Raw genomic sequence first — 26,477 nt, forward strand, 5'->3', positions numbered from 1 at the left:
AGTCAGTCCTTCACGGGCGGATAGGCAGGGACGACGGCACGCATCTGCGCCAGCAGGTCGGGCGCCATCCAGACATGCTCGACATAATGGCCCAGCGTCGCGCGCTCGTCGGTGTAGATATAGCGCAGCGAGTCGCCCAGCGCGCCTTCGAACACGACCGGGTGCCGCGTCAGGTCGAGGGAAGCGACATGGGCGTCCCAATGCTCCAGCGGTCCGTCGATCCGGGTCGCGACATGATGGAAGCGGATGGCCAGATCGTCTCCCTCCGGCAGAAAATCGCTGAACAGGGGGGCCGTGTCGCCCACCGGCTCGATCAGTTCGATCTCCACGCCATTGACGTTCGCCAGCGCGATATTCAGCACTGGCTTGCCGACGGGGTCTTCACCCGGCTGAACGTTCGAAAATTCGAAGAAGGCCGGCGTGCCATAAGCATCCTTGAGCGTGGCCATCGCCGCGTCAAGATTGTTGGTGACATAGGCCACCTGGCAGTGCTGGCTGTTGGGCCGGGCGAACATGCATATCTCCTGTAATATCGACAGTCAGGCCGTAAAGGCCCGGCGCGGCACCTGCCGCTCGGTCAGTTGGCGGACATCTTGCCGCCGTCCACAACCAGCGTGTCGCCGGTGTGGTAAGCCGCCATGTCGCTCGCCAGATAGACGACCGCGCCTTCCAGATCGGCCGGCTTGCCCGCCCGCCCGAGCGGGGCCTTGGCGGCCACGACATCCGCGATCATCCTGCCGACCTCCGGATCGGCGAACGTCATTTCGGTTTCGATGAAGCCCGGCGCGATGACGTTGCAGCGCACCCCGATCGGACCAAGTTCGGCCGCCAGCGCCTTGGCCAGCGCATTCAGCGCGCCCTTGGCGATGCCGTAATGGGCCATGGTCGGCACGCCCTGGAAGATCGAGCCGCTGCCGCAGATGATCAGCGAACCGCCAGGGTCGCCGGCTTCCGCGCGCGCCTTCATGTGCCGCGCGCCCTCCCGCAGTGTGAAGACGGCGCCGTCGAGATTCACGTCGATCAGCTTGCGATAGGTGGCGACGTCCATGTCGGTGAACGGCACCCGGCTGGCAATGCCGGCATTGGCGACCACCGTGTCGACCCGGCCCATGGCATCGAGCGCGCGGGCGAAGCCGGCGACGATCGCGGGCTCGCTGGACACATCGACGACATCGGCGAAGACCCGCACCCCATGCGCGCGCAATGCGGCGGCCGCCTCTTCATTCTTGTCGGCGCGCCGCCCCCAGAGAATGACGTCGCTGCCGGCACGGGCGAGACCGCGAGCAAAGCCGAAACCCAGCCCCGAGTTGGCGCCCGTGACCAGCGCCACCTTGCCGCTCAGATCGAACAGATTTTCCGGCATCTCCATTCTCCCGATGGCCGCTCGAACGGCGGCGGCGCTTTGGCCCGACATTGCTGGCGACCGGACCGATGAACAAGCGGCACAAGTTTCGCGATCGTGCCAATGCCATCGCGAAACGGCCCCGGCTTCAATGCATCACGCCCTCTCGGAATTGCCGCGGGGTCAGTCCGGTCGCCTTGCGGAAGGCGGCCGAAAAGGCGGCCGCGCTGTCGAAACCGCAATCCCAGGCGATGACCTTGATCGCCGGACTGGCCTGACGCAGCAACTGCTTCGCCCGGTCGATCTTGCGGTCGGCGACGTAGCGGGTGAGCGTCTGTCCCGTGGCTATCTTGAACTGTCGGAAGAAATGGCGGGTGGAAAGGCCGCATTCCGCCGCCAGCTCGGCGACGGACGGGGGTTTGCCCGGCTGTTGGACGCGATCGTCGATGCGTTGAAGCTGGGTACGGGACATGCCCCCTCCCCCCCTGCCGCCAGCACGCGCCGAACCGCGCAGATAGCGCTGCAATTCGATCGCGGCCTGAAGCCATATCGCCTGCGTCAGCATCTCGCTGCAAAAGCCGGGTTGCGCAATCTCCCAGGCGATGCGCCGCAGCGCCTCGCGCACAGTCGGACTGCGCACGTCGAGCGAAGCCTGCAACGCGTCGCTCGACAGGTCCGGCCCGTCAAGATCGAAGCCCATTCCGTCGAAGCCGCAACATATGGATGTCTGCTCGCCCTCGCCCCATTGTGTATGCAGTTCGCTTCGCGCCGGAACGAACAGCACGTCGCCCAGGGCGCTGGACCCGCCCTTCTCCATCCCGCCATAACCGCCGCAGGGACGCCCCGGGCGAGGAGACAGCGCTAGATCGAGAAAGCTGCGTGGCGACGAAAAGACCCCACCCTGCTGGCCGCGGAAGCGATAATGATGCAATTCCATCACGACGCCGGGCAGCGCGATCCGTCCCTGGACCGTGCATTCCATCGTCGGTGTGACGGGCAGATCATAGACCTGGGAAACAGCGTTCATCCGACCTCTCCGAACAGTTTCGCCTGCCGCGGCGCCATGGCTGCATGGCATGGCGCTTTTGCGGAGCATTTGGCGCAGCGGCGATGGCTGCGCACCTTGCCGAAGAAAGGGTCCACGCTTTTAGATGGCGCATCGAAAAGAGGAGAGAACCATGGGCAGTGCCGTGCAGGAAGAGGCCGCGCGCCGTAACATCATCGACATCACCGACCTGCATCACCCCGTGCTGACCGATGTCCAGAAGCAGGTGATCGCCGGGGCCGAGGCGGCGGCGGACCAGATCGTCCTGAAGCCGGAGGTCATTCTGGCCGCCGCGCAGGCGCAGACCGGGCTGTCGAATTTTGGGGCAGATGATTTTCGCGAACGGCTGGCCGTCTGGTGCCAGGCGGTGGACGAGGATGCCAACGCCTCTGCGGTCACGCGCGCCAATCTGTTCCAGATGATGATCCGCTTTGCCGCAACGCGCCTGCGGATCGAGGACATGGTGAAGCGCCACCCGGAGATATTGGACATTCAGATCGACCGCCCGATCATCGTCGCGGGCCTTCCCCGCTCGGGCACGACGCATCTGCTCGGCCTGCTGTCGGCCGATCGCCGCTTCCGCTCGCTGCCCTGGTGGGAAGCGATCGCGCCGGTTCCCGCCCCGGACGAAACCCCGACGGACGAGGACAGCAATCCGCGCTGGACCAAAGCGGAACAGGGCTGGCGGATGATGGAATCCATCCTGCCCTATATGGCGATCATGCACGAGTTTTCGCCCGATCATATCAGCGAGGATATCGAGCTTCAGGCCGTCGATTTCTCCTCCTATCTGATCGAATGGCTGGCGCATGTGCCGCGCTGGCGCGACTATTATCTGAGCCACGACCAGTCGGGCACCTATGCCTATCTGAAGAAGGGTCTCCAGGTTCTGACCTTCCTGAAGGGTCCGAACCGCTGGGTGATCAAGTGCCCGCAGCATATGGAGCAGTTGCCCGCTCTCTATAAGACCTTTCCCGACGCCACCTTCGTCCTGACCCATCGCGATCCGGTCGGGTCGATCCGGTCCCAGCTCACCATGTATAGCTATGCGGCGCGCATGTTCCGCAAGACAATCGATATTCAGGAGCCGCTCGGCTACTGGCCCGACCGCTATGAAAAGCTGCTCCGCGCCTGCGTGCGGGATCGCGACATCCTGCCCCCGGACCAGACGATCGACGTCTATTTTCATGACTGGATCAGAAATCCCGATCCGATCCTGAAAGAGATTTATCGCATTGCCGACATCCCGCTGACCGATGAGGCTCTGGCCGATCTGCACGACTATCTGGCCGAGCATGGCGAGCAGTCCAAGGGCAAGATCGTCTATGATCTGGAACGCGATTTCCATGTGACCGGCGAGGAATTACGCCGCCCGTTCGCTTTTTATTTCGAGCGTTTCCCGGTGCAGGTTGAGGTAAAATAGGAGAGTTCACGACCTGCCTTTCGACAGGATGGAAATCAACGACCCCTGATTAGAAGGGGGCATTGCTTTCGATTCCACCAGAGGAACGCCATGCCCGAATTGAATGTCATTACCCGTGACGGCGCACAGCAGACGATCAATGCATCCGCCGAAACCTCGGTAATGGAGGCCATACGAGATTCCGGTTTCGACGAGTTGCTGGCGCTGTGCGGCGGCTGCTGTTCCTGCGCGACATGCCATGTCTATGTCGACCCGGCCTTCGCTCAGTCCCTGCCCCCGGTAACGGACGACGAAAGCGATCTGCTGGATGGATCGCCGCACCGCAACGACTATTCGCGCCTGTCCTGTCAGGTCATGATGACGGAAGCCCTCTCGGGCCTCACGGTCACCATCGCTCCTGAAGACTGAGCATAATGCCCATCCTGAATGCATGAGAGAGGACTATCGTGGCCTGGAAAGAAGATATTCGTGAACAGCTCGACGTGTCGGATTCGACCGTACTGACCGACAAGCAGAAGCAGATGGTCAAGCATTGGACCGACCTTCAGGAAACCCTGAACGCCGGCGATTTTGACGGCATGGATCGGTTTTTCCATCCCGATTTCCGGTACGGCAACCCCAACCGGCCGGATCTGGGCACCTATGAACAGTGGAAGACGTCGCCGGTCGCGCTCTACAAGACCTTCTTCCCCGCGGCCTACAAGACCATCGACGCGGTCGGCAAGGGCGACGACGAAATCTGGATCTACGCCACCCACTACTGCAAGCATGTCGGCGGCCCCTATATGGGCGTGCAGCCGACCGGCAACGAGTTTCAGGTCAACTGGTTCTCGATCGTCAAGTTCAAGGACGACAAGATCGTCAGCATCTTCAGCATTTCCGACGTGCTGACCATGCTGAAGGACATCGGCGTGGTGGAAGTCCCCCAGCCGGTCGATCCCTACAAATAAGCAGATACTCTACTGTTCTTCTTCCGCTCCGGTCAGGCGACCGGCGGAAGGAGGGCAGCGAGCAGGAAGGCGGCCAGCCTGTCCGCATGTTCGGCGGCATGGACATCATCCACTTCCCGCCCGGCCCCCAGCCTTTCCTGCATCGGCACGGCGCAGAAATAATAGCCGACCCCCTGCACCAGCAGCGCCATCAACGCGGCCGTCGATAACCCATGAACCGGCCGCTGGAGCCGCACCGCGTCGAGCAGGCCGTCGAGCCGTCGCTGGAACGGCAGCACGAATTGTTCGACGATATGGTCCAGCCGCCAGGTCGAACGGCAACCTTCCACATTGGTCAGCGCCACGATGTCGCCGTTGTCCGTCGCCCACAGGCAGAAACGCTGGATCAGGTGGCGCAGCCGAACCTCGGGATCGGCCGGTTCGTCAAAGGCGGCTTCGACGAAGGGCGAGGCCTGCGCCATACGCCAGTCGACCGCGCGTATCCACAGATCCTCCTTCCGGCCAAACCGGACATTCAGCAGATTGTGGCTAACCCCGAGCCGCTTGGACAGGTCGCGCAATGTCGTAGCTTCGTAGCCGCGCTCAGCGAAGGTCGCGAATGCAAGGGCCAGCAGCTTGTCCTCGTCTAAGGCATGGGCGGCATTGAGGGCGGGACGGCCACGAGTGCGCTGGGGACGGTCGAGCATCAGCATGTCCATAGTGAAAAGACGTTGACATATAAATTGTCATCCGTCAATTTAATAGAAAGGAGAGTGGATAGCGCTATGAGTCTCGATTCTGATCTTTGGTGGGCTGTCGCCCGGTCCGAGGAAGTGACCTCCCAAAAGCCGCTTTCCGTCGATATCGGCGATCAGCCGGTGGTGCTGTGGCGCGACAATCAGGGTATCGCCCGCGCGCTGGAGGATCGCTGCCCGCATCGTCGCGCGCCTCTGTCGCTCGGCTGCATCCGCGACAACGGCCAGATCCAGTGCGGCTATCATGGCTGGAGCTATGACGGTGAAACCGGACGGCTCAAAGAAATTCCGAACATGAAGGATCAGCAGAAATTTCCGCCGATCTACAAGGCCAATGCCTTTGCGGTAACCGAACAGGCCGGCTTCGTGCGGGTCTGCCTCAATCCCAAGGCGCAGGCGCCGCTCAGCGCCGACCCGAAATATACCTATGTCGGCACGGTCAACGTCAGTTGCAGCCATCAGGAATATTTGAACGCTCTCTATGATGACCCCAGCCTGATCCTGTCGGTCCGCGGTGTCCGCTTCAGCCCCTATCTGATGTCGGAACTGCACGAGGAAAACGGCCTGCTGGTGATGGAGCGCAACTGTCAGTGGCATCCGCTGCATTGGCCGTCGCATTTCGTGGCTGAATTTCCGCTCACCCTGCTGACGCGAACCCATCCGCTGACCGGCGAAACGCAACTGACGTTGCGAGACGACCAGTTCAACGATCTGCTCCACGCCGTCCTCTCGCCCGTGCCTTCGGCGCGGGGGGTGACCGCCGTCCGCTGGCGGGCCGAACTGGGCGTGCGCCATCCGGGCGTGCGCGGCGCCGTGCTGCGCGGGATCAACCCGCTGTCGGTGCACGCGTCGATCGACGGATCGAAATTGCGCGCCACCAAGCCCACCGTTTCGCTGCACGGCGAGGATTTGCGCAAGGCGATGCTGGAAACCAAGCCAGCGACCCATGATCAGACCGTAGCGGCCTGAAGGAGGAATTGAAGATGCTCGAAACCGCCGATCGTCCCGTTTCGCACGACGATAATTCCGCCGCGCCATCGGGTGGCAGCCCGATCGCGCTGAACGCCATCAACCGCTGGGTGCCGCATAATCTGGTGATGCGCGACAGCTGGTTTCCGGTAGCGCATGATTATTCCGTGACTGGCAAGCCCGTCCGTCGCGCCGTCTATTCGCACCCCATCTTCCTGTGGCGCGACAATGGCGTCGCCGTGGCGAGCGAGTTCCATCCCAATGAGCGGATCACCCGCGACAAGAGCGAATTCACCAACGCCCAGGGCCGCTATCCGGTGATGGAGCATTATGGCGTCGTCTGGGTATGGTTCGGCAATCCGCTGGCCGCCGATCCCCGCCATTTGCCCAGCCTGCCCTTCCTCCCGCCCAAGGGCGGCCTGCCGCGCCACATGACCGCGACCGTCCGCTTTGAAAGCTCAGCGCCAATCAGCTTGGAAAACCTGATCGACCTGACCCATGCCGATTTCCTGCACGCCGACGTCGTTGGGGACGAACGGTCGGACAGCGAGACGGTGGAAACCTTCTACGACAGCGAGACCGTCACGATGGTCCGCACCTGCGTCAACAAGTCGGTCGCGCCGGTGATGAAGTTCTTCAGCGGCATCAAGCAGCCGACCCAGAATGTGCGGCAGGTGATCCGCATCTATCTGCGTTCGCACTGCGCCATCGCCTATGGCCGGTTCAGCCCCGGCGACGATGTGCCTCTGTTCCACCCCTGCACGCCCGAAACGCGGGATCGTACGCGGATGGAAATGGTCATGAACACGTCCAATGCGGGGTTGATGTTCCGCCATGTCATGCCCAAGGCGGGCTACAAGGTGTCGCGGCAGGACAGCTATATGACGTCCCCGCAAAGCCCGCGCTACATGCGCCACACCGACCGCAAGGATTTGCACAGCAAGTTCGACCAGGCCGGGCAGCGCTATCGCATGGCGATGATGGAGTTGGCGGACCGGCAGGCGAAGGGCGATTTCGACTATCGTGACAATGTCAGCGCTGATTGCAGCGACATCATCGGCCTGCGCAAGGAACTGTTCCAGTTCTGATCTGATCTCCCCCATGGGCGGACGGCAGCGTCCGCTCTTTTTTCTTTTTTGGAGACGCCATGTCCACGCTCGTCAATGCCGTCGGCGGCGAACGCCGCTGGTGGGCCGTCATGCCTACCCTGCCCGCCTCCGCCATGGCGGGGATCGGCCAGCAGATGGAACAGGCGGGTTTCGAGGGCTGCTTCTCGCTCCAGATTTACGGGCCGCCCTTCGTGCCGATGGCCGCCACCGCCGCACTGACGAACAGCCTGAAGGTTGGCACGGGCGTCGCCATCGCGGGAACGCGCAGTCCGGTGGAGACCGCTTATGCGGCGATGGATGTCGATCGCATTTCCAATGGCCGTTTCGTGCTGGGCCTGGGCTCCAGCATCAAGAGCTGCGTCACGGGCATGTATGGGGAGCCGGAACGCAAGCTGCTGTCGCACCTGCGCGAAAGCATCAAGGTGATCCGCTATGTCATCGCCAATGCGCATAAGGGTCTCGATCCGATCGCGGGGGAATATTTCTCCGCCGATTTCGAAGAGATGATGCTGACCGCCCCGCCGGTGCGGGAGGAAATCCCGATCTGGATCGCAGCGCTGCAGGAAAAGATGACCGCGCTTGCGCTGGAGGTTGGCGATGGCCTGATGGTCCACGCGCTCTGGTCGGCCGCCTATACCAGGAGCCGACTGCCCTTCATCACCGATACGCTAGCGAAATATGGCCGCAAGCGCGAGGATATCGAAATCAACGCGTGGCCGTGGATCGCGGTCAACGACGACAAGCAGAAGGCGATCGACGATAGTCGCGCCACCGTTGCGGCTTATTCCGGCTACAAGGAATATGAACCCTTCTTCGAGGCGATCGGCTTTGGCGATCAGGCCCGCGCTTGCCAGCTCAGCCTGGGCGAGCATGGCGACATCGCAAAGGTCATCGGCAATGTATCCGACGAGATGGTCGAAGCCTTCGTAACCTGCGGGCCGGTGGACGAAGTGCTCGAAAAGATCGAGCCGTTCTGGGACGTGGTGGATTCACTCTGCCCGATGACGCCCTATCGGGATCTCACCATGGAGCAGTTGACCGACTATAATGCGGGCCTGTTCAAGCTGGTGGCGACCGCCCGGGCGGGCGCAGGCATGGTTGCCGAACCGGCGTAGCAGCCTGCGGCGCTCTCAGGAATTGAAACGGCAGAAGCCGGGATCGGGATATTCCTGATCCCGCCTTCTGCCGTTCACACCACCGTAAAAAGGATCAGGCCGGCACCAGTGTGTCGGCCATGGCTTTGCCCGCGATGAAGCCGGTCACCATGGCCGGGCCGACATTGCAGCCATGGGCCGGCGACTTGCCGCGCCAAATGGAATTGGCGTCGAGTCCTGCGGCGAACAATCCCTCCACCGGCGCGCCATCGGTTCCGATCACGCGGCACTGCGCGTCGATCTTGAGGCCCACGGTCGTCGATCCGTCGCCCGGATAGATTTTGATGGCATAGAAGGGCGCGGTTTCCACCCGGCCCAGGCACGGGTTGGGCTTGTGCTTGGGATCGCCGATCTCGATGTCGATCTGCGTGTCGCCCTTGCCGAAATCCGGATCCTTGCCGGTCTCGGCATAGCGGTTCATCTTCGCGACCGTCGCCATCAGGCCATCGGTGTCGACCCCGATCTTCGCGGCCAGTTCACGCAGACTGGGCGCCTCTATGACATAGCCCGCCGCGATCAGCTTCTTCAGACCGCCACCGCCGGGATAGACCATGCCCATGCCATATTTCTTTATGAAGGCAGCGTCGCCGATGATGTGGGCGGGCACGGTGCCGCTCTTGTGCATGGCCTCCACGAAATGGACCGAAGCCTCATTCCCGAACCGCTCGCCCTTGGCATCGACCGCGATGCAGCCGGGCTTCGACATATCAATCAGATGGGCGTAGCGCGCGACATAGCCGTCCGACCGCGTCATCTTGGACACGACGGCCCAGACCGCGTTGACCAGATTGTCGCCGTCCAGCGATGCCCCGGCTTCCAGCCCCATGTTCATCCCGTCGCCAGTGTTTTCATAGGGCAGGATCGAGACATGCTCCTCGGCATAGGGGATGTAGGCCTTGCGAAGCTGCTCGCTGGCGGAAAAGCCGCCCGACGCCAGAAGCACGCCGACCCGCGCCGCGATATCCTCGCCCTTAACGCGCACGCCGGTCACGCGGCCGGCCTTCACCAGCAACCGATCGACGGCCGCATCCTTGCGCAGCGTGACACCGGCATCCAGCGCCGACCGCATCAGGCGCGCCGCCAGCGCATTACCCATGGTCAGGCGCGTGCCGCGCGGATAGCGACGAACCTTGTCCAGGCCGAACTTCGCGGCCAGCTTGCCAAAGTGGAACAGCGACTTGGGCGAGGGCATTTCGGCCAGATAGGGGAGATCGAACAGATCGATCATGAAGCCGCCGGGCGCGTTGAACTCCTCTCGCGCTGGACGAAGATCGGCGAAGTGATCGCCCAACTTCTTGCCGTCATATTCCTGCGGCGACAACAGGCGGCCATGATCAGCCGCGCCGGGGACTTCCGGATACCAGTCGCTGCTCGGCGGCGAGAGCAGGAAACGCACCTGGCTATTCTGTTCCAGCCATTCCACCATTTCCGGACCGGCATCGAGATAGGCGTCGATCAGCGCGGGATCTGCCGTCGGTCCGATGACGTCCAGCACATATTGGCGCGCCACGGCGCGGCTGTCCTCGACACCGGCCGCTCTGGCCTGCGGACTGTCGGGAATCCAGATACCGCCGCCCGAAACCGATGTCGTGCCGCCGAAATGCGCGGCCTTTTCCAGCACGAGGACCGACAGCCCGGCAGACGCGGCCCTGATCGCGGCCGTCATGCCGGCCGCGCCCGATCCTACCACAACAACATCATATTGGGCCATCAAGTCCTCCCGATCCTTCTTTCGATATCTCTGAGGAAAGGCACGGCCTTCCGCGCCTTTCCCCCGGCAGGTTTCAGATTTTGGGCATGATTTCCTCGGCGACCCACTGGAGCCGATCGAGATATTCGGTCAGCCCGGATATCCCCGGCGGCAGAGGAACGATGGTTTCATTGACCCCCAATTCCTTCAACCAGCCCACCTGATCGATAACCTTTTGCGCATCCCGCGTTCCGGGCGCGCGCGGGTCGTCCATGATTTCGTGATGGGCGCCGACGTTGAGCATTTCCAGTGCAAAGAACAGATCGATCGGCCGCCCGTCATATTCCGGCTGTGAACGTATGAAATCGAGGCATTCGGGGAATTTTTCCGGCGGCGTGCGGAAGGGCGACCAGCCGTCGCCGAATTTCGCCACCCGCCTGAGCACCGGTTCGGCGTCGCCCCCGAGCCAGATCGGCAGCCGCGGCTGCTGCACAGGCTTGGGTGCGAAACCGACATTGTTGAAACGAACGAATTCGCCTTCAAATTCGGGCTTGTCCGACGTCCACAATTCGATGATCGCGGCGATATATTCATCGGCCATGCGTCCGCGCTGGTGGAAATCGACATTCAGCATGTCGAACTCTTCCTTCAGCCAGCCGACCCCGAACAGGGCCGTGGCTCGCCCGCCGCTCAGCCAATCGAGGGTCGACCAGGCCTTGGCCTGGACGATCGGACTCTGCAGCGGCAGGATCGACACCGAGGAGCTTAATTTCATCGTCTTGGTGCGGCCCGCCAGGAACGAGAGGGCGACCGTGCCATGGACATAATGGTCGCCTGACAGGCCAATATGCTCTTGCGGAATGATGAAATGTTCGCCCAACATGCACTTGTTGAAGCCCAGTCGATCGGCCGTCGCCATCGCCTGTCCGATGTCGTCCCCGGTCAGGCTATATTCCCAAGCTTGCGTCATTGCCGCAACATGCATGCTGTTGGGCACGCCCACGTTCAGTTTCATCGACCGATCCTCCCTGATTTCCAGATAGGCGGGCAGAATGGCCGGGATCGGTTCGACAACACCTTCCCTTGGGAAGGATAGCACCAGTCAAGATTTCAGTCTTGCTGGGCCGATATCATGCAGTTCAGCCAAATCTGCGGGCGTGTCGATGTCGAAGCCGAGAGCGGCCCGATCCACAATCGCCGCTCTCGGGCGCTGCTGCCTGTGGAGCATAAGGCTATCCCGTCCGAAAGCGAAGCGGAACGGATTGGCGTCCCGGAGCGCCACAGCATTTGTGCCGCGGCCGTGCCGATCCGGCGCAAAGGCGCAGCCGCGATCGTCAGCGGCAGCCAGCAGGGTGTGGACGTCCTGCACCGTCAGATGCGGCAAATCGGCATGGATCACGAGCAAGGGACGATTGCCCAATTGCGCCCGCGCGCGCGCCAACTCTGGATTTAGGCCGCCACCATTGTCGGGCAACCAACGCGATGGCCATTCGGATACTTCTGTCGGCGCAAGAAGATATAGGGAACCGATCGCATTCACATTGGACAGGCAGGTCATAACCCGCGCGGCCATCGCCGACGCCAGCGCCATGCGTTCGGCCGGTTCCAGCGCTTCCCGAAGTCGCGACTTACTGTCGACGCCCTGTTTCAAGGGGACAAGGGCGGCCCAGTCCGTCACGAACGAAAGCTGATCGCAAGATCCAGCGCCGCCTGCGCCACGCGAATCTTGTCATCCAGAGTCGTCATCAGGGTCGCACAACGCCCAACGACGACGTCCGGCGCATCGCAACGGTCTCCGTTATCGATCAAGATGGCGTCGATCAGCCCGGCATAATGCCAGGCGATGCTGTCATTATCGACCGCCATGCCCAATTCCTGCATCAGCTTGGCGGTCGGACCCTTGACCGCCGTGCCGCCGACGAGCGGAGACACGGCGATGACGGGCGCCTTGATCTGTTCGATCGCCGAGCCTATGCCGGGCACGGCCAGCAACGGATCGACACTGAGAAATGGATTGGATGGGGCGATCAACACCGCGTCGGCCGACTGGATCGCCTCGACGACGCCGGGGGCCGGGACGGCATGCGTCGCACCTTCGAACATGATGCGTCGCACGGCCGGCGCGCATCGCTGTTCGACGAAATAGCGTTGAAATTCCAGCCGCCCCTGGTCCGTATCCAATATCGTGGCTACCGCCTGGTCGCTCATGGGCAGTATCCGGGTGGCGATGCCCCACTGGTCGGCAAATCGCGCCGTGATCTGCGACAGGCTTCGCCCCTGCGCCAAGGCATGGGTCCGCGCCACATGAAGCGCCAAGTCGCCGTCGCCCAGCTGAAACCAGTCCTCCCCGCCCAATTCGCGAAGGGCCGCCATGAAGCTCCAGCTTTCGCCTTCCCGACCCCATCCCTGCGCGCCGTTCGCCGTGCCGGACAGCGTATAGAGCAGTGTGTCGATGTCGGGCGATATATGCAGCCCCAGATGCCGGAAGTCATCCCCGGTATTGACGATCGCCGTCAACCCGTCGCCCGCCATGATGCGCGACAGACCCAGGACCAGCTTCGCGCCGCCCACGCCGCCGGTCAGAACAACGACGCGCTTCATGCGAACAGATCTTCATGAACGGGACGCACCAAATCGGCGGCTGGGCGAGCCGGGCCGGTCAGCGGGCAACCCCGCACCAGAGCCGCTGGTATGCCTTCCGCGCCTTCCCCGGTGGCGAGGCAGGCGGCCGTCGCGACGATATCGGCCAAGGCGACCTGGGTGACTTCCAGCGTCCGACCGTCGCGATCCAGTTCGCCCCGGCGATCCTGCAACGCCGGCAATCCGGCAGCGCCGATGGCGACCGCCACCACGCCCATCCGCCAGGGTCGGCCAAAACTGTCCGAGATGACGACGGGCAGTCCCAGTCGGGCGTGCAGTTGCGATGCCGTTGCATCGGGATCGACCGGCAGGAGCAGGGCGCGATCGCCCTCCCCCGCCCCGATGTTGGAACGATCGATTCCGGCATTGGCCATCACATGGCCCAGCCGGTGCCGCGCGATCAGGACGTGGGGCACGGCGCGCAGGATGGCGCTGGATTCATCCAGCACCAGTTGCACCAGCCGCGCGTCCTTGCGCGTGACATCGGCCAGCCGCCGCGCCTCTTCCCCCGGCTCCACATCAGCCAGCGACACGAAACGCCCCTCGGCCTTGGACACGATCTTTTGCGTCACAACCAGAAGGTCGCCGGCGCGGAGTTCAATGCCGCACCGATCAAGCGCCACATGCAGAATGTCCGCCAGATCATCGCCCGGTCTGACCTCCCCAATTCCGGTCAACGGTACGATTTCGATCATCGACTACACCTCAAGCCTCGGGCGGGATCAAATCTCCTGTGATACGAATGCCCGCGCCGTCAACCTTATAGGTCTTGTTCATGAAAATGAGAATCGACGTGAGCGCTTCGGCGGCCGCCGAGTTGACCAGCGCGCCGCCGTGAAGCCCCCGCAATCCCATGGCATCAGCCAGCGCCACGATGCGACCACGCGCATCCTTGTCGTCGCCGAAGACCAGCACGTCGCAGCCGACATCGATGTCCTTGGCCAGTTTATGCGCGGCGACATTGTGGAACGCGGACACGAGCGTCACGCCTTCTCCCAGAACCGCCTGCGCCTTTTGGGCTGCCGAGCCTTCATCGGGCAACTGGACCCGCATCACCTTGGGCGGGACGAGGGGAACGGTCGTATCCACGACCAACTTGCCAACGACATGCGGCGCGATGTCGCGAAGCGTCGCCTCCTGCGCGGCAAAGGGCACCGTTACGATGATGATGTCCGCATTCGCGACGACATCCACATTGGCGCCGGCACGCATTCCATGGCCCAATTCCGCGGCGGCCTTTTCCGCACTTTCGGCGTTGCGCGATCCGATCGTCACGGGATAGCCGGCACGCGCCAGCCGCCAGGCGATCGCAGCGCCCAGATTACCGGTGCCGCCGACGACGGCAATGGCGGGAAGAGTCATAGATTGTCCTTCAATTGAGCGGGCGATGGATGTTGCAGATCGTTCACGATGGTTCAACCAAGACGACGCGACGCGGGCGCGCCGGCTCGTAAAGCGTGGTGCGTTGGCGCACAGGTCGACCGACGGATGCCGCCAGGGCATGCATCTCCCTGGGGCCAAATTCCTGCCCGTTGACGCCGCCGGCAGCCCTGGTGATCGATTCATCCATCAGCGTACCGCCCATGTCATTGGCGCCTGCCTTCAGAATTGCCGCGGCTCCCTCCGGCCCCATCTTCACCCAGGACACCTGGATATTGGGGATCACCGGATGCAACGCGATGCGCGCCACGGCGTGCATCAACACCGCTTCTCGATAGCTGGGGCCTGATCGCGCCAGCCCTTTGCGCCATATCGGTGATTCCATATGGACGAAGGGCAGCGGGACGAATTCGGTGAAGCCGCCCGTCTCCTCCTGCAATCCGCGAATGCGCAGCAGATGGCGCGCCCAATGCTTATATTCCTCGACATGGCCGAACATGATCGTGGCCGTGCTGCGCAGGCCCACCCCGTGGGCCACGCGCATCACCTCGATCCATTCGTCCGCGGTCACCTTGTCCGGGCAGATGATATCGCGAACCTCAGGGTCCAGTATCTCCGCCGCCGTCCCGGGCAGCGTGGACAGCCCCGCTTCCTTCAGCCGCGCCAGATAATCCTCCAGCGGCAGGCCGAGCGTGCGGGCGCCATGCGTCACTTCGAGCGGCGAAAAGGCATGGATATGGATATCCGGCGCGGCCTCGCGCACCGTCTTGAGGACATTGAGATAGGTATGCCCGTCATAATCGGGATGGATCCCGCCCTGCAGGCAGACTTCGGTCGCACCGCGATCCCAGGCTTCGGCCGCGCGGCGTCCGACCTCTTCCATGTCGAGCCTGTAGGCCGGGCCGCGCATGGCCTTAGTGCTCCCCTTGGAAAAGGCGCAGAAGCCGCATTTATAGAGGCAGATGTTGGTATAGTTGATGTTGCGGTTGACCGCATAGGTCAGCGTGTCGCCCACGGCCTGTCGTCGCAACCGGTCGGCCCGGTCGACGATGGCGGCGAAATCATCCTGGTCGGCATCGAACAGGGTTACGATGTCCGCTTCGCTCAGCCGTTCACCCTCCTCCGCAGCGTCAAGGATGGACAGGATCGATCGGGAGGCGAGAACCGGCTCCAACACCATGGTGTCGGGTGCTGGATCGCCATGTCCCGCGGACCATTCATCCACCTTGGGCAAGCCCCGGCCGTCGATGGCGCGCAGGATCTGGGCGGCGATGGCTGGCGCAGCCCAATCCCGCGCAGCAAGCGCATGACGCGGGCCGATCGCGAGCCGCTGCATCAATATGCGGCCTGCGGCTTTGGTGGCGTCCTCCAATATCTCCAGATGCGGCCAGGGCGCCTCCGGATTCACATGATCGGGCGTCACGGGCGACACCCCGCCCCAGTCATTGACGCCGGCCCGGATCAGCGGCGCCAGATCGACCCGGTCGTGGAGATTGGGTGGCGCCTGGATCGTCATCTGCGGCCCCAAGATGATCCGGGCGGCGGCGATGGCCCAGAGATGATCGTCGAGCGACGGTTCGGCATGATCCGCCATGCGCGTCCCCGGCTTTGCCCGGAAATTCTGGATGATGACTTCCTGAATATGCCCGTAGCGGCGATGCAGATCGCGAATGGCGACCAGCGCCTCCACCTGTTCGTCGCGGGTTTCGCCGATGCCGATCAGCAGGCCCGTCGTGAACGGCACGCGCGCCCGTCCGGCCTCCTCAATGGCGGCCAGGCGCAGGGCGGGCGTCTTGTCGGGCGATCCGAAATGCGGGCCGCCGCGCGCGCACAGGCGATCAGAGCTGCTTTCCAGCATGATGCCCATGGAGGCGGCATGAGGCCGCAACCGCGCATAATCCTCGCCGTTCATCAGACCGGGATTGAGATGCGGCAGCAAGCCCGTCTCGCGGAACACCAGTTCTGCCATTTCGGCCAGATAGGACAGGGTCGAGTCATGCCCAAGCCCGCTGAGAGCCTCTCGCGCGGCGGCATAGCGGGCCTCAGGCCGATCGCCGAGCGTGAAGAGGGCTTCCCGGCAACCGGCCGCCGCGCCGGCGCGGGCGATGGCCAGAACCTCTTCCCTGCCAAGATAGGCTTCGCCTGCGCGGGCCGGGGTGGTGGCGAAAGTGCAATAGTGGCACACGTCGCGGCACAATTTGGTCAGGGGAATGAAGACCTTGCGCGAATAGGTCACGCGACGGCCATGTGCCGCCACCGTCATCGCCTCCGCCGCCTCCATCATGTCGCCGAGCGACCGGGATCGCAGCACCGTCGCGATGCCCGCTGCTTCGTCTTCGCTGAGATGCAGTAGATCCAGTGTCACATCATACTCCGCGCTTGGGCAAGCCCGCGAATGGTTTCTAGCGGCGCGGCGTGCCCAGGCAAGGCCGCGATGAAGGTGGAGACTCCCATCGCCTCCAGGCGCCGCAGCATGTCCACGGCCGCATCGACCGGTCCCGCCAGCGTATCGAAGTCCGCCAGAAACTCGGTCAAGCCCAATTCCTCCATCAGGGCCACATTCCTGCCGCCCACGACCACATGCTCGGTCGGATCATAGCGCGCGTGCAAGGCGTCGATCTTGCCGCGAAACTGCGTCGGGACAAGCGCCAAGGTTTCGGGCGTGCGGAAGGCCATGCCATTGACGACGATGAACGCCTTGAGATCGTCAACGGCCTCGGCCCGGGTGGGACGGATCGAGGCGTAGGACACGACCCAGATATCAATCGACAGGGGATCGCGGCCCGCCGCCTGCGCCGCGGCCCGGACGGCGTCGATCCGGTCCTTCAGTGCATCGAGATGGCGTTCGCCCGCGAACAATATGACGCCGTCGGCCTGCTCACCCGCCAGCGCCAGCGCCTTGGGACCGAAAGCGGAATAATAGATCGGAATCGGGCGCGCGAAACGGAGCGGTGTGATCTGCGCGCCGTTCATCTGCGTTGGCCGTCCGGCGAACAGGTCCCGCAGAACCGCCAGCTCGGCGCGGATTTCCCGCTGCGTGGCGGGCGGGCGGCCGATCGCCATGACCGTGCTCCCGCCCGTCGCCAGGCCCAGCGCCACGCGCCCGCCGGAGAGATCGTCGATGGTGCTGAGGGCGGAGGCCGTCACCAGCGGATGTCGCATGAAAGGCGAGGTGACCAGTGGCGTCAAAGTCGCTTTCGGCGCGTCAAGCGCGGCGAGGGTCAGCGACACGTAAAGTTCGTGCCAACCCGCCGGCGAATCGCCCACGCTGATAAGCTCAAAGCCAAGATCGGCGGCAAGACGGACCTCTTCGCGAAATCCGTCCAGCCGATCCCCCCACATGCTGCATATGCCGAGCTTCATGGTCATCCTCTCCAGAACTACCTACGCCCTGCCGTCCCGCTGCAAACCTGTCCTTGTAGAGGGGGGGAGGCGGGCAGGTCGCTCACCCCTCCCCTCTCACGGGTGCGTCAGAACGTATATTTGGCCGTGACGCCCCACGTCCGCGGATCGCCGGCATAGACCGAACTGGTGGGGAAGGACGGCAGAAGAACGCTGGAAGCCGAGAAATATTTCTCGTTGAAGAGGTTCTTCACATAAATGCCCAGATCAAGGCCCGTGCCGCCTATCCCGCGCCAATCCAGACGCGCGTTGGCCAGTTGGTAACCCGGCAGCTTTTCGCCATTCTGGCCGCCAAAATCGTCGGTCATGAACAGGTCGGCGTTGACCACCACATCGCCGTCAGCCGGGCGGACCGGCAGGGTCCAGCTCACGCTGGCCGTGCCGGAGAAACTGGGCGAATATTTGTTGATCTGGCCCTCGCCCAGCACGATGGTCGATGGCAGTCCCGCAGGAATGGTCAGGCTTTCCACCTTCACATTGGTATAGGCGGCATTGAAACCGACGGTGAGGCTGCGCACGGGGCTGATGGACGCCTCCAGTTCGACGCCCCAGATCCGCAGATCGGCGACGTTGGCGGCCAGGGAGCCGTTGGTCGGCGAATCCGGCGTGCCGTTCGGGACGGTCGTCTGCGTGTTCAGGAACTGAAGCGCATTCTTATATTTGCTGTAATAGGCGGCCAGATTGAGACGCCCGCGCGCGGACCCGACATGATAGTCATATTTGGAGCCGATCTCGACGTCCGTGATTGTTTCCTCCCCCGTCTTCTGGAAGGGACGAAGGTCTGCGCAGACGCCCCCGGTCGCCACGCAGGCCGGGTTCGTGCCGCCTGTGGTAAAGGGCGTTTCGAAGAGCGGCGTGTTCACATTGACGCCCCGATAGCCCCGTCGCGACACGATATAGAGCAGCCAGTCCGGGGTCGCCTTATAATCAAGGCCGATGGTCCAGCTCGGCTCCTCGCCCTTGTTGGATACGGTGCCGACGCCGTCGGCCAGACCCAGGGCTGCCGTGCTGAGGCAGGTGGATTCGTCGACATAGGCCGTGCCGATGGTGCCGCCGCAAGCCGACACTTTGTCCCAGCTGTAGCGCGCGCCGAGATTGAGCTTCAGCTTGTCGGTGAATTCATAACCGATCTGACCGTAGACCGCCCAGTTCTTGTTGCGGACATGGGCTGACACCGCAGGCGCCGGAACTCCGCCCAACGAAAATGCCGTGAACTGCGATCCACTGGGGCCGTGAGGCTTATCATTATTATAAAAGGCGCCGACGATGAAGTTGAACGACCCAAAATCGCCCAGCAACTGGGTTTCATTTGTCAGATATTGCCGATCCAGCACGGAAGACGCCGTGAAAAGGGTAAACGGCACGGCCGAGGGCGCGGGAGACGGCAGACCCGTGGGGATTTGCAGTTGCGGCAGCCCGCCGGTGTTGATCAACTGATAGCTGTAATTCTTTCGATAGCCAAAAATGTTGCGTAGCGTCAGATCGCCGAAGCTGAAGGACGTGTCATTGGTGATCGACGTGGTCTTGCGATAGGCCGCGCCGCCGTTGATGCCGCCGTCGAACGACCCGCGACGATTGGCTTTCTGTGCCTGCAAAGCGGCCTGCACCTGTGGCTCGACAACCCCCAGGCCCAGCGCGGCAAAGGGGAAATTCTCGCGCAGCAGATAGAGGCCGCCGGCGAGTTCGTCGCCTTTGAAATATTCATAGATGGTGGTGCTCTTGAGGCCCTCGAACGGCTCGACCAGCAGCGAGAGACGGTAGGCGTCCTGATGGATATTATCGAATCCCGGGCCGCCGTCAAAGGCGATCGTCCGGGGATCCTGACGGCGGATCTGGCCTGCAGCGCGGAAAGCGACCTTATCCTCGATAATCGGAATATTCACCGCGCCTTCCAGTTCGCGATAATCGAAGCGTCCATAGGTGCCCTCGACATAGCCTTCGAAGGCGTAGCTCGGCTTCTGGCTGCCGATCACGACCGCGCCGCCCAAAGTGTTGCGGCCGAACAGCGTCCCCTGCGGCCCCTTTAGCACCTGAATGCTGCCAATGTCATAAGTCGGGACGTTCGATCCGACCGAGGGCAAAGGGGTGTCGTTGAGATAGATGACAACGCCGGGAGTCACCTCGCCCAGGGGCAACTGGCCAATGCCGCGCAGGGTCAGCGCGACATTGTCCTTGCCCCCTTCGGAGGAGAAGGTGAAGCCGGGGGCGATCGTTTTAACATCGCTTACCGTCTGGACGGTGCTGCGTTCCAACGCCTCTGATGAAAAGGCGGAAATGGAAACCGAAACGTCCTGCAGTCGTTCTTCCCGGCGGCGAGCCGTGACAACTATGTCACCGGCATTCGCACTATCCGCCTGCGGCGCGGCCGAAGCGACGAACTGCGCCCATGAGGGAAATGCCACCGCTGCGGCGCTCGCAACCAATGCCAGTTTCAGTGCGGCCAATCGCATAAATATCCTCCCAGTTAATCAGTTTTTCCGTGTGACCTGCGTGCGACGCAGGCCTGATCGCCTGTGGCAAAATCGACTTTAGTCGCGATTTACCACCTATCGCTGGACAGGATTCATATCGACCAGAAATAATTGATCTCGATGTGGCATTTGCGCCGCAGCGGCGCGACAGGCTGCCGCGCTGCGGTCTTGCCGTTCGATACAGCCAGCGTCCTGACGAACGCCCCGTCCTGATCCAAGCAAGTTTTCTACGAAGGTGAATGCCGCTGTCCTGGCGCGATCCGCGCCTTAAGACCAAGCCGCGATCAGGTCCGCCGCCGACGCGACGGACGGCTCGCCAATGGCGCCCGCATCGAGGGACAAGCGGGGCGCCGGCGATGGCTGGACCACTCCATGACGCTGTACGAAAGTCGCCCGCGCTTCATTATGCGCGTGCCGGGGCGCTTCCTCCATCGACAGAACCGGCGTCACGCAAGCATCGCTCGCAGCAAACAGAGCGGCCCACTCATCCCGGCTCTTGGTCAGAAATGCCGCGGCCAATTCAACCTGCATCGCAGGCCAGCCTTCACGATCATTCTGGTCATAACATCTGTCGGAGAGACCTAATCCGTCCACCATCTGGGCAAAGAATTTCGGTTCCAGACATCCCACCGCGACATGCCGACCGTCGGCGCATTCGTAACAGCGGTAGAAGGGCGCCGCACCGTCCAGCAGATTGGAGCCGGGCGCATCTTCCCACAAACCCTTGGGCTGCCATGCGTAGAATAGGCTCATCAACGACGCGACGCCGTCCGTGATACAGGCGTCGACGACCTGCCCCCGGCCCGTCCGTTGCGCCGCCAGCAGTGCGCTCAACAGACCAAAGATCAAGAACATGGCGCCGCCGCCATAATCGCCTACCAGATTGAGCGGCACTGGCGGCGTACCCTGTCGCTCTCCCATCGCGTGGAGCGCGCCGGTGATTGACAGATAATTGATGTCATGGCCCGCTCGCAGGGCAAGCGGCCCGGACTGGCCCCAGCCTGTCATTCGGCCGAACACGAACCGCGGATTGCGCGCGAGGCAGACATCGGGACCGACGCCGAGGCGTTCCATGACGCCGGGCCTGTATCCCTCAATCAGTCCGTCCGCCCGCTCGATCAACGCGAGCAACTGTTCGCGATCGGCGTCCTGCTTGAGATCGAGATGGGTCACGACCCGGCTGCGGTGCAGGATGTCGCCGCCGACGTCATCCCAGTCCCCCGCCGCGGCCGATGGCGGCCGGGCGATGCGGACGATCTCGGCGCCCATATCGGCGAGCAGCATCGCCGCGAGCGGTACGGGACCGATCGCGTCGATCTCCAGCAGGCGAATACCGGCCAGCGGCCCGCTTTTTTCCGTCATCAGATATTCGTCCGGTCTGCGCCCTTGAGGTCCAGCATGGCGCGCGCCTCATCGGGCGTGGCGATTTCAAGACCCATGCCTTCGACGATCTGCCGCGCAGTCTTCACCTGCTCTGCATTGGTCTCGGCGAGCCGGCCCGGGCCGCCCCACAGCGAATCCTCCAGACCGATACGGACATTGCCACCCATGGATGCCGCCATGGCGACGATGCTCATCTGACGCGCACCGGCCCCCAGCACGGACCATTCATATTGGTCGCCGAACAGCCGGTCGGCGGTCCGCTTCATATGCATGATATCGTCGGGGTGGCTGCCGATGCCGCCCAATATGCCGAAGCAGGTCTGGATGAACAGCGGCGCCTTGACGAGGCCGCGATCGAGAAAATATTTCAGGTTATAGAGATGGCTGGTGTCATAGCATTCGAATTCGAAGCGCGTGCCCAGCGGCGACAAGGTCGTCAGTAGATGTTCGATGTCGGCATAGGTGTTCTTGAACACCAGGTCGCGCGATGCTTCGAGCGCGGCGGGTTCCCAGTCATGCTTGAACGACTTGTAGCGATCCAGCATCGGGAACAGACCAAAGCCCATGGTCCCCATATTGAGGCTGGCCACTTCCGGGGCGAAAGTCTGGGCGGGACGGATCCGTTCCTGCACCGTCATGGAGGGGTGCCCGCCCGTGGTCAGGTTCAAGACGGCGTCGCTGCGCTGCTTGATGACCTTGAGGAAGGGTTCGAACAGCTCGGGATTCTGGTCCGGCCGCCCATCGACGGGATTGCGCGCATGCAGGTGGATGATGGCCGCGCCCGCCTCCGCCGCGCCGACCGCCGATCCCGCGATCTCCTCCGCCGTCACGGGCAGATAGGGCGACATGGAGGGCGTGTGGATTGCGCCAGTAATCGCGCAGCTGATGATGACCTTGCGTTTTGCCATGATATTTCCTTTCGCGCAGATTGCGCCGGTCGCAGGTTGCGCGAACCGCGCAATCTATCCTTCGATAGGAAGCGGCGGGCGCTTCAGGGCAGGATGCCGAGCTGCCGCGCCCGCAGAACCGCCTGTGGCCGACGGCGCACGCCCAGCTTGTCGTAGATTTGCTGCATATACCATTTGACGGTGCCTTCGGTCAGGCCGAGACGGTCGCCGATTTCCCTGTTGCGCAGTCCTCCGCTCACCATCGTTAAAATGTCCACTTCCCGGTTGGCGAGGCGCCCGGTCAGGCCGAAATCATCCTCCTCTTCTTCATCCGCTTCGATCTGCGGTCCCCGCCTCAACATCGACACAAGGCGGACGGCGAAGCGATCAGCCGGCGTTTCCAGTTCCGGCCCCTGCGAATAGGCTTCGATGATGAGAGACGCGATCACTTCTCCTTCATCGACGAAGACCCGCACCCAGCCGGCCGGTTCGGCCATCTCTACGGCAGCGCGAACGGCCCTGCGCGCCTCGGAGCGGTTGCCCTGAAGCACCGCGATTTCCGCCAGCAGCAATTCGAAGATTACGGCGGATCGGACCGCTCCCGCGCGCTTGACGAATTCCAGCCACCGATAGGCGACCTTGCGCGCTCGGCCCAGCCGATGACGCTGCATCTCGATCCTGAGCCAGGCGATCGCGATATTTTCATTGCGCCGCGTCGGGTGCAGGGTGGGAATGGGTTCGCCGTCCAGTTGCGGATCGCCCGCCAGGAAATGCTGCTCCGCCTCGTCGATCTGCCCCGCCTTGATCAAAAGCCGCACCTCTTCGGCCACGACGAAGGAGCGCAGACGATCAAGCCCGCATTCGATCGCCACGAGATGGGCATCGTTAAGCGTCGAAAGTGCGCTGGACAGATCGCCCCTTGCCGCCCGCAGGCGCGCGCTGACCAGATAGCCCGACGCCATCTGATCGGAAAATCCCCATTGCCGCACCACTGGCAGATATTGGTCCGCCAGCTCCGCCGCCTGCTCCAGGTCGCCTGCATCATAGAGCAGTTCGGCCAACGGCAACGCAGGAAGCGCGGCCAGACCGGAACCTGCGCCATGGATTTCGACAGCTAACGCAAAGGCCTCTTCCAGAAAGCGTTGCGCCAAGGGAATCTTGCCCTGCGCCATCATGGTCGGCGCGACCGAGGCCTTCAGGGCGATGGATGCGAAGGCCGAGCCGGGACGCGACAGAGCGCGGCTGGTTTCCGCCTCCAGCTTGAGCATGTCCTGAAAATGATAGAGTTCGCGCCGCGCCGACATGAGCTGCGCCAGCAAGGTGCAGCTGAGATAGGCATGGCTATCGGCCAGTTCGGCGAGCAGCGGCTCCGAATCAGCCTCGACCCTGACCATGTCGTCTCGCGCCGCCGCAAGCATGACGAAACGATGGCGGATCAACAGGTCCAGTTGCTCGATTTCGTGCGCGGGCAGGGACTGCGCCTCGCGCTTCGCTTCACAGGCCAGCCGCGCAGCGGAAATCAGCCTGTCGGCCGATGAAAAGGCCAGTTGGCGGATGCGTCTCCAGGCCAGAGCCAGGAGCAGGTTAGGCCGTTCGGCGAGGATCGGCCAGGGCAGTTCCGCGCCCAGTTCGTCGATGCGGTAGAGATAGCCCGAATAGGTCAGCCCCTCGGCCAAGCGATCCAACTGGTCGGCCAGAAACGCCTTGTCCCCGCTCAGCCGCGCATGTTCGATCGCCAGGGCAAGCTGGCCGGCTTCGGCAAAATATTCGCTCGCCCGTCGATGCATGACGGCAGCGCGGTCCGGCGCCCGATCGATCAGCCGGCCCAGCACCATTTCGCGGAACAGCCGGTGATAGGCATAGCGGCTATGTTCCTGATCAATCGCGTTCAGAAACAGGCCTTCACGAAAGACATGGTCCAGCATCGCGCGCGCATTTTCGTCGCCGGTGACCGCGGCGCAAGCGGAGGGCGTCAATTCATCAAGGATCGAGGTGTCGACGAGGAAGCGGCGGACGTCGTCGGGCTGCAAACTTAACACTTCATCATGGAAATATTCGGCAAATTCGGGACGCAGACCAGTCAGCCGGAGCTTGACCGCGCTGTCGCTGGTGCGGCGATAGAGATCGCAGGCAATAACGATGCCGGAAACCCAGCCCTGGGTATCGCCCACAATGTCCTGAAGGTCGCGCGAATCCACCGGCGACCCGATTGACCGCGTGACCAGTTCCGTCGCTTCCGCCAAGGTGAAGGACAGATCGGCGACGCCCACTTCGACCAGGAATCCGAGCGCACGCATTCGCGCCAACGACAGGCCGACAGTACCGCGCGCGGCGATGATGATGGTCAATGCGTCGCGCGCGCTCGACGATAGTTGCGCCAAAAATTCCAGAATGGGCTTGGCCAGAAACTGCGCGTCATCCACGATGATGACCGGCTTTGCACTGCCCATCGTCGCGAGGGCGGATAGCCAGCTTTCGTCGGAGGCGTCACTGTCCAGTGCGTCCCACGGCATGCCGGCCGCAATACCTGCGGCCTTGAGCGCCTGGAGAAAGGACCGCTTATTTTTTATGCCTGCCCTGGCCGCGAGCCACAAAACGGGGCGCCCCTGCGCTCTGAGTTCATCCGCCCAGAACAGCATTGCGGTCGTTTTTCCGCTCCCAGCTGGTGCAGACACTGCGGTCATGCGCGACTGCCCCACTCTCTCCGTCAGCGCTACCAATGCGGCCCGCCGGATCGGCATATGAGTCGAACGCGGTGGCAAGATAGCTGTGGGCACGACGGTCATGCTCTTCTCTCCTAACGCCCTTGGCGCGATTCGTTTGTTATGCGAAATATATTCTGCGCGATAAATCTATAACGCAATCCCTTTTTCCTATCGGCAGATAGGTTCCCAATGACATGGAAAAATGTCCAGCTTTCCGCCCAGGAAGCTGAGGTCGTTATGCAGCCGGTGTTGCCATACAGACCGCGGCGCCGAGCAGGATATTAGGAAAGGTTGACCATGAAGGCCCTTTATCTCGAACGGATCGACGGCCCTGAATCCGTCGTGGTGGCGGAAGTCGTCACGCCAGTGCCCGGTCCGGGAGAGGTGCGTGTCGCGGTGCGGGCCGCATCCGTAAACCATCGTGAACTGTTCATCACCCACGGGCAATATCCCGGGATGACGGTTCCGATCACGCTGGGCTGTGATGGTGCGGGCGTGGTCGACATGATCGGCGAAGGCGTCACCGGCGTCCGCGAGGGCGATGAGGTTGTGCTCTATCCTGCACGCAACTGGGGGCCGAACCGCCACGCGCCGGCCGCCGATTTCGGCCTGCTCGGTATGCCCTTCGCTGGGACGATCGCCGAATATATCTGCGTTCCGGTCGACAATCTGGCGCCCAAGCCGGCCTTCATGAGTTTCGAGGAAGCCGGGGCCATGCCGCTGACGGCGCTGACCTCGTGGCGCGCGCTGATGTTCAAGGGACGGCTGGAAGCGGGAGAGACGCTGCTCATCAGCGGCGTAGGCGGCGGCGTGGCCACATTCGGCCTGGCCTTCGCCGTGGCCAAGGGCGCCAATGTCTATGTCACCGGCGAAAACCAGGACGTGATCGATCGTGCCGTGGCCATGGGGGCGAAGGGCGGCCTGCTGTACACCGATCCCGACTGGCGCAAGCAGGTCGGCAAACTCACCGGCGGCATCGACGTGGTGCTGGACGGCGCGCCATCGCCGAGCTTCGCCAATTATGTCCGCGCGATCAATCCGGGCGCGCGGATCGTCATCTACGGGTCCACCGCCGGCAATGAGATCAAGTTCAACGCCACCGACATCTTCCTCAAGAGCGCCAGCATCGTCGGCAGCCAGGTCGGCGATCCTCAGGACTTCAAGGAAATGCTCGCTTTTGCCGAGCAACATGC

Annotated in this window: 24 protein-coding genes; 7 read left to right on the plus strand and 17 right to left on the minus strand. The window is 62.9% G+C overall.

What is annotated here, in order from left to right; genetic code table 11:
* Nucleotides 1–2: 2 nt before the first annotated feature.
* From AC07X9_RS22310 to AC07X9_RS22320, 3 genes are all read right to left on the minus strand, one after another.
* Nucleotides 3–515 (minus strand): VOC family protein, encoded by a 513-nt coding sequence (locus AC07X9_RS22310; RefSeq protein ID WP_017180953.1) that lies wholly within the window; start codon nt 513–515, stop codon nt 3–5.
* Between the two features lie 62 nt (nt 516–577).
* Complete coding sequence (locus AC07X9_RS22315) at nt 578–1,369, minus strand: SDR family NAD(P)-dependent oxidoreductase (protein ID WP_017180952.1); 792 nt, start codon at nt 1,367–1,369, stop codon at nt 578–580.
* A gap of 121 nt (nt 1,370–1,490) precedes the next feature.
* Entirely contained in the window at nt 1,491–2,369 is an 879-nt protein-coding gene (locus AC07X9_RS22320; protein WP_017180951.1) for a helix-turn-helix transcriptional regulator, read from the minus strand.
* 151 nt (nt 2,370–2,520) lie between these two features.
* Here AC07X9_RS22320 and AC07X9_RS22325 point away from each other — a divergent pair, with 151 nt between their 5' ends.
* The 3 genes from AC07X9_RS22325 to AC07X9_RS22335 all read left to right on the plus strand — a co-directional run bounded on the left by AC07X9_RS22325 (nt 2,521) and on the right by AC07X9_RS22335 (nt 4,760).
* Nucleotides 2,521–3,810 carry a sulfotransferase family protein gene (locus tag AC07X9_RS22325; protein ID WP_017180950.1) on the plus strand — a complete coding sequence of 430 codons (1,290 nt, stop codon included), beginning with the start codon at nt 2,521–2,523 and terminating at the stop codon, nt 3,808–3,810.
* A gap of 90 nt (nt 3,811–3,900) precedes the next feature.
* Nucleotides 3,901–4,218 carry a 2Fe-2S iron-sulfur cluster-binding protein gene (locus AC07X9_RS22330; protein WP_017180949.1) on the plus strand — a complete coding sequence of 106 codons (318 nt, stop codon included), beginning with the start codon at nt 3,901–3,903 and terminating at the stop codon, nt 4,216–4,218.
* Between the two features lie 38 nt (nt 4,219–4,256).
* Nucleotides 4,257–4,760: an ester cyclase gene (locus AC07X9_RS22335; RefSeq protein WP_017180948.1), complete on the plus strand. Its 504-nt coding sequence runs from the start codon at nt 4,257–4,259 to the stop codon at nt 4,758–4,760.
* Nucleotides 4,761–4,792: 32 nt separating this feature from the next.
* Here AC07X9_RS22335 and AC07X9_RS22340 read toward each other — a convergent pair whose 3' ends face one another.
* Nucleotides 4,793–5,446, minus strand: coding sequence for a TetR/AcrR family transcriptional regulator (locus tag AC07X9_RS22340; protein WP_241763555.1), 654 nt, complete (start codon nt 5,444–5,446; stop codon nt 4,793–4,795).
* Nucleotides 5,447–5,524: 78 nt separating this feature from the next.
* On the opposite strand from AC07X9_RS22340, the gene AC07X9_RS22345 reads away from it, so the two are divergent.
* From AC07X9_RS22345 to AC07X9_RS22355, 3 genes are read left to right on the plus strand one after another with little or no spacing between them, the layout of a single operon-like run.
* The gene (locus AC07X9_RS22345; RefSeq protein WP_017180946.1) at nt 5,525–6,463 is read left to right on the plus strand and encodes a Rieske 2Fe-2S domain-containing protein; all 939 of its coding nucleotides are present in this window, start codon (nt 5,525–5,527) and stop codon (nt 6,461–6,463) included.
* Between the two features lie 14 nt (nt 6,464–6,477).
* Nucleotides 6,478–7,551, plus strand: a complete 1,074-nt coding sequence (locus AC07X9_RS22350; RefSeq protein WP_017180945.1) for an aromatic ring-hydroxylating dioxygenase subunit alpha — start codon at nt 6,478–6,480, stop codon at nt 7,549–7,551.
* A 59-nt stretch (nt 7,552–7,610) separates the two neighbouring features.
* The gene (locus tag AC07X9_RS22355) at nt 7,611–8,687 is read left to right on the plus strand and encodes an LLM class flavin-dependent oxidoreductase (RefSeq protein ID WP_017180944.1); all 1,077 of its coding nucleotides are present in this window, start codon (nt 7,611–7,613) and stop codon (nt 8,685–8,687) included.
* 94 nt (nt 8,688–8,781) lie between these two features.
* On the opposite strand, the gene AC07X9_RS22360 is transcribed toward AC07X9_RS22355, so the two are convergent.
* The 13 genes from AC07X9_RS22360 to AC07X9_RS22420 form a co-directional block, all read right to left on the minus strand.
* A complete protein-coding gene (locus AC07X9_RS22360; RefSeq protein ID WP_017180943.1) occupies nt 8,782–10,437 on the minus strand; it encodes an FAD-dependent oxidoreductase in 1,656 nt (551 codons plus the stop codon).
* A gap of 73 nt (nt 10,438–10,510) precedes the next feature.
* A complete protein-coding gene (locus tag AC07X9_RS22365; RefSeq protein WP_026002035.1) occupies nt 10,511–11,431 on the minus strand; it encodes a TIGR03619 family F420-dependent LLM class oxidoreductase in 921 nt (306 codons plus the stop codon).
* 87 nt (nt 11,432–11,518) lie between these two features.
* Nucleotides 11,519–12,094 carry a 2-phospho-L-lactate guanylyltransferase gene (gene cofC, locus AC07X9_RS22370; protein WP_017180941.1) on the minus strand — a complete coding sequence of 192 codons (576 nt, stop codon included), beginning with the start codon at nt 12,092–12,094 and terminating at the stop codon, nt 11,519–11,521.
* Nucleotides 12,091–13,017: a 2-phospho-L-lactate transferase gene (gene cofD, locus AC07X9_RS22375; RefSeq protein WP_017180940.1), complete on the minus strand. Its 927-nt coding sequence runs from the start codon at nt 13,015–13,017 to the stop codon at nt 12,091–12,093. Before cofD ends, cofC begins: the two co-directional genes overlap by 4 nt.
* Nucleotides 13,014–13,751 carry a coenzyme F420-0:L-glutamate ligase gene (gene cofE / locus AC07X9_RS22380; protein WP_017180939.1) on the minus strand — a complete coding sequence of 246 codons (738 nt, stop codon included), beginning with the start codon at nt 13,749–13,751 and terminating at the stop codon, nt 13,014–13,016. Before cofE ends, cofD begins: the two co-directional genes overlap by 4 nt.
* 10 nt (nt 13,752–13,761) lie before the next feature.
* Entirely contained in the window at nt 13,762–14,418 is a 657-nt protein-coding gene (npdG, locus tag AC07X9_RS22385) for an NADPH-dependent F420 reductase (RefSeq protein WP_017180938.1), read from the minus strand.
* A 43-nt stretch (nt 14,419–14,461) separates the two neighbouring features.
* Nucleotides 14,462–16,801, minus strand: coding sequence for a 5-amino-6-(D-ribitylamino)uracil--L-tyrosine 4-hydroxyphenyl transferase CofH (gene cofH / locus AC07X9_RS22390; RefSeq protein WP_017180937.1), 2,340 nt, complete (start codon nt 16,799–16,801; stop codon nt 14,462–14,464).
* Complete coding sequence (locus AC07X9_RS22395; RefSeq protein WP_019052430.1) at nt 16,798–17,805, minus strand: LLM class flavin-dependent oxidoreductase; 1,008 nt, start codon at nt 17,803–17,805, stop codon at nt 16,798–16,800. Before AC07X9_RS22395 ends, cofH begins: the two co-directional genes overlap by 4 nt.
* Nucleotides 17,806–17,906: 101 nt before the next feature.
* Nucleotides 17,907–20,288 carry a TonB-dependent receptor gene (locus tag AC07X9_RS22400; protein ID WP_026002034.1) on the minus strand — a complete coding sequence of 794 codons (2,382 nt, stop codon included), beginning with the start codon at nt 20,286–20,288 and terminating at the stop codon, nt 17,907–17,909.
* Between the two features lie 113 nt (nt 20,289–20,401).
* Nucleotides 20,402–20,527, minus strand: a complete 126-nt coding sequence (locus tag AC07X9_RS22405) for a hypothetical protein (RefSeq protein ID WP_017180934.1) — start codon at nt 20,525–20,527, stop codon at nt 20,402–20,404.
* Between the two features lie 49 nt (nt 20,528–20,576).
* Entirely contained in the window at nt 20,577–21,671 is a 1,095-nt protein-coding gene (locus AC07X9_RS22410; protein WP_017180933.1) for a CaiB/BaiF CoA transferase family protein, read from the minus strand.
* Nucleotides 21,671–22,600 (minus strand): 3,5-dioxohexanoate:acetyl-CoA acetone transferase, encoded by a 930-nt coding sequence (kce, locus tag AC07X9_RS22415; RefSeq protein WP_017180932.1) that lies wholly within the window; start codon nt 22,598–22,600, stop codon nt 21,671–21,673. The genes AC07X9_RS22410 and kce overlap by 1 nt, the downstream gene beginning before the upstream one ends.
* 83 nt (nt 22,601–22,683) lie before the next feature.
* On the minus strand, nt 22,684–25,365 hold the full coding sequence (locus tag AC07X9_RS22420) for a winged helix-turn-helix domain-containing protein (RefSeq protein ID WP_026002033.1): 2,682 nt from the start codon (nt 25,363–25,365) through the stop codon (nt 22,684–22,686).
* A 216-nt stretch (nt 25,366–25,581) separates the two neighbouring features.
* Here AC07X9_RS22420 and AC07X9_RS22425 point away from each other — a divergent pair.
* Nucleotides 25,582–26,477, plus strand: an 896-nt coding sequence (locus AC07X9_RS22425) for a zinc-binding dehydrogenase (RefSeq protein ID WP_495198000.1), incomplete at its 3' end; no start/stop codon positions are given.

The organism is Sphingobium sp. GW456-12-10-14-TSB1 (assembly GCF_059424385.1).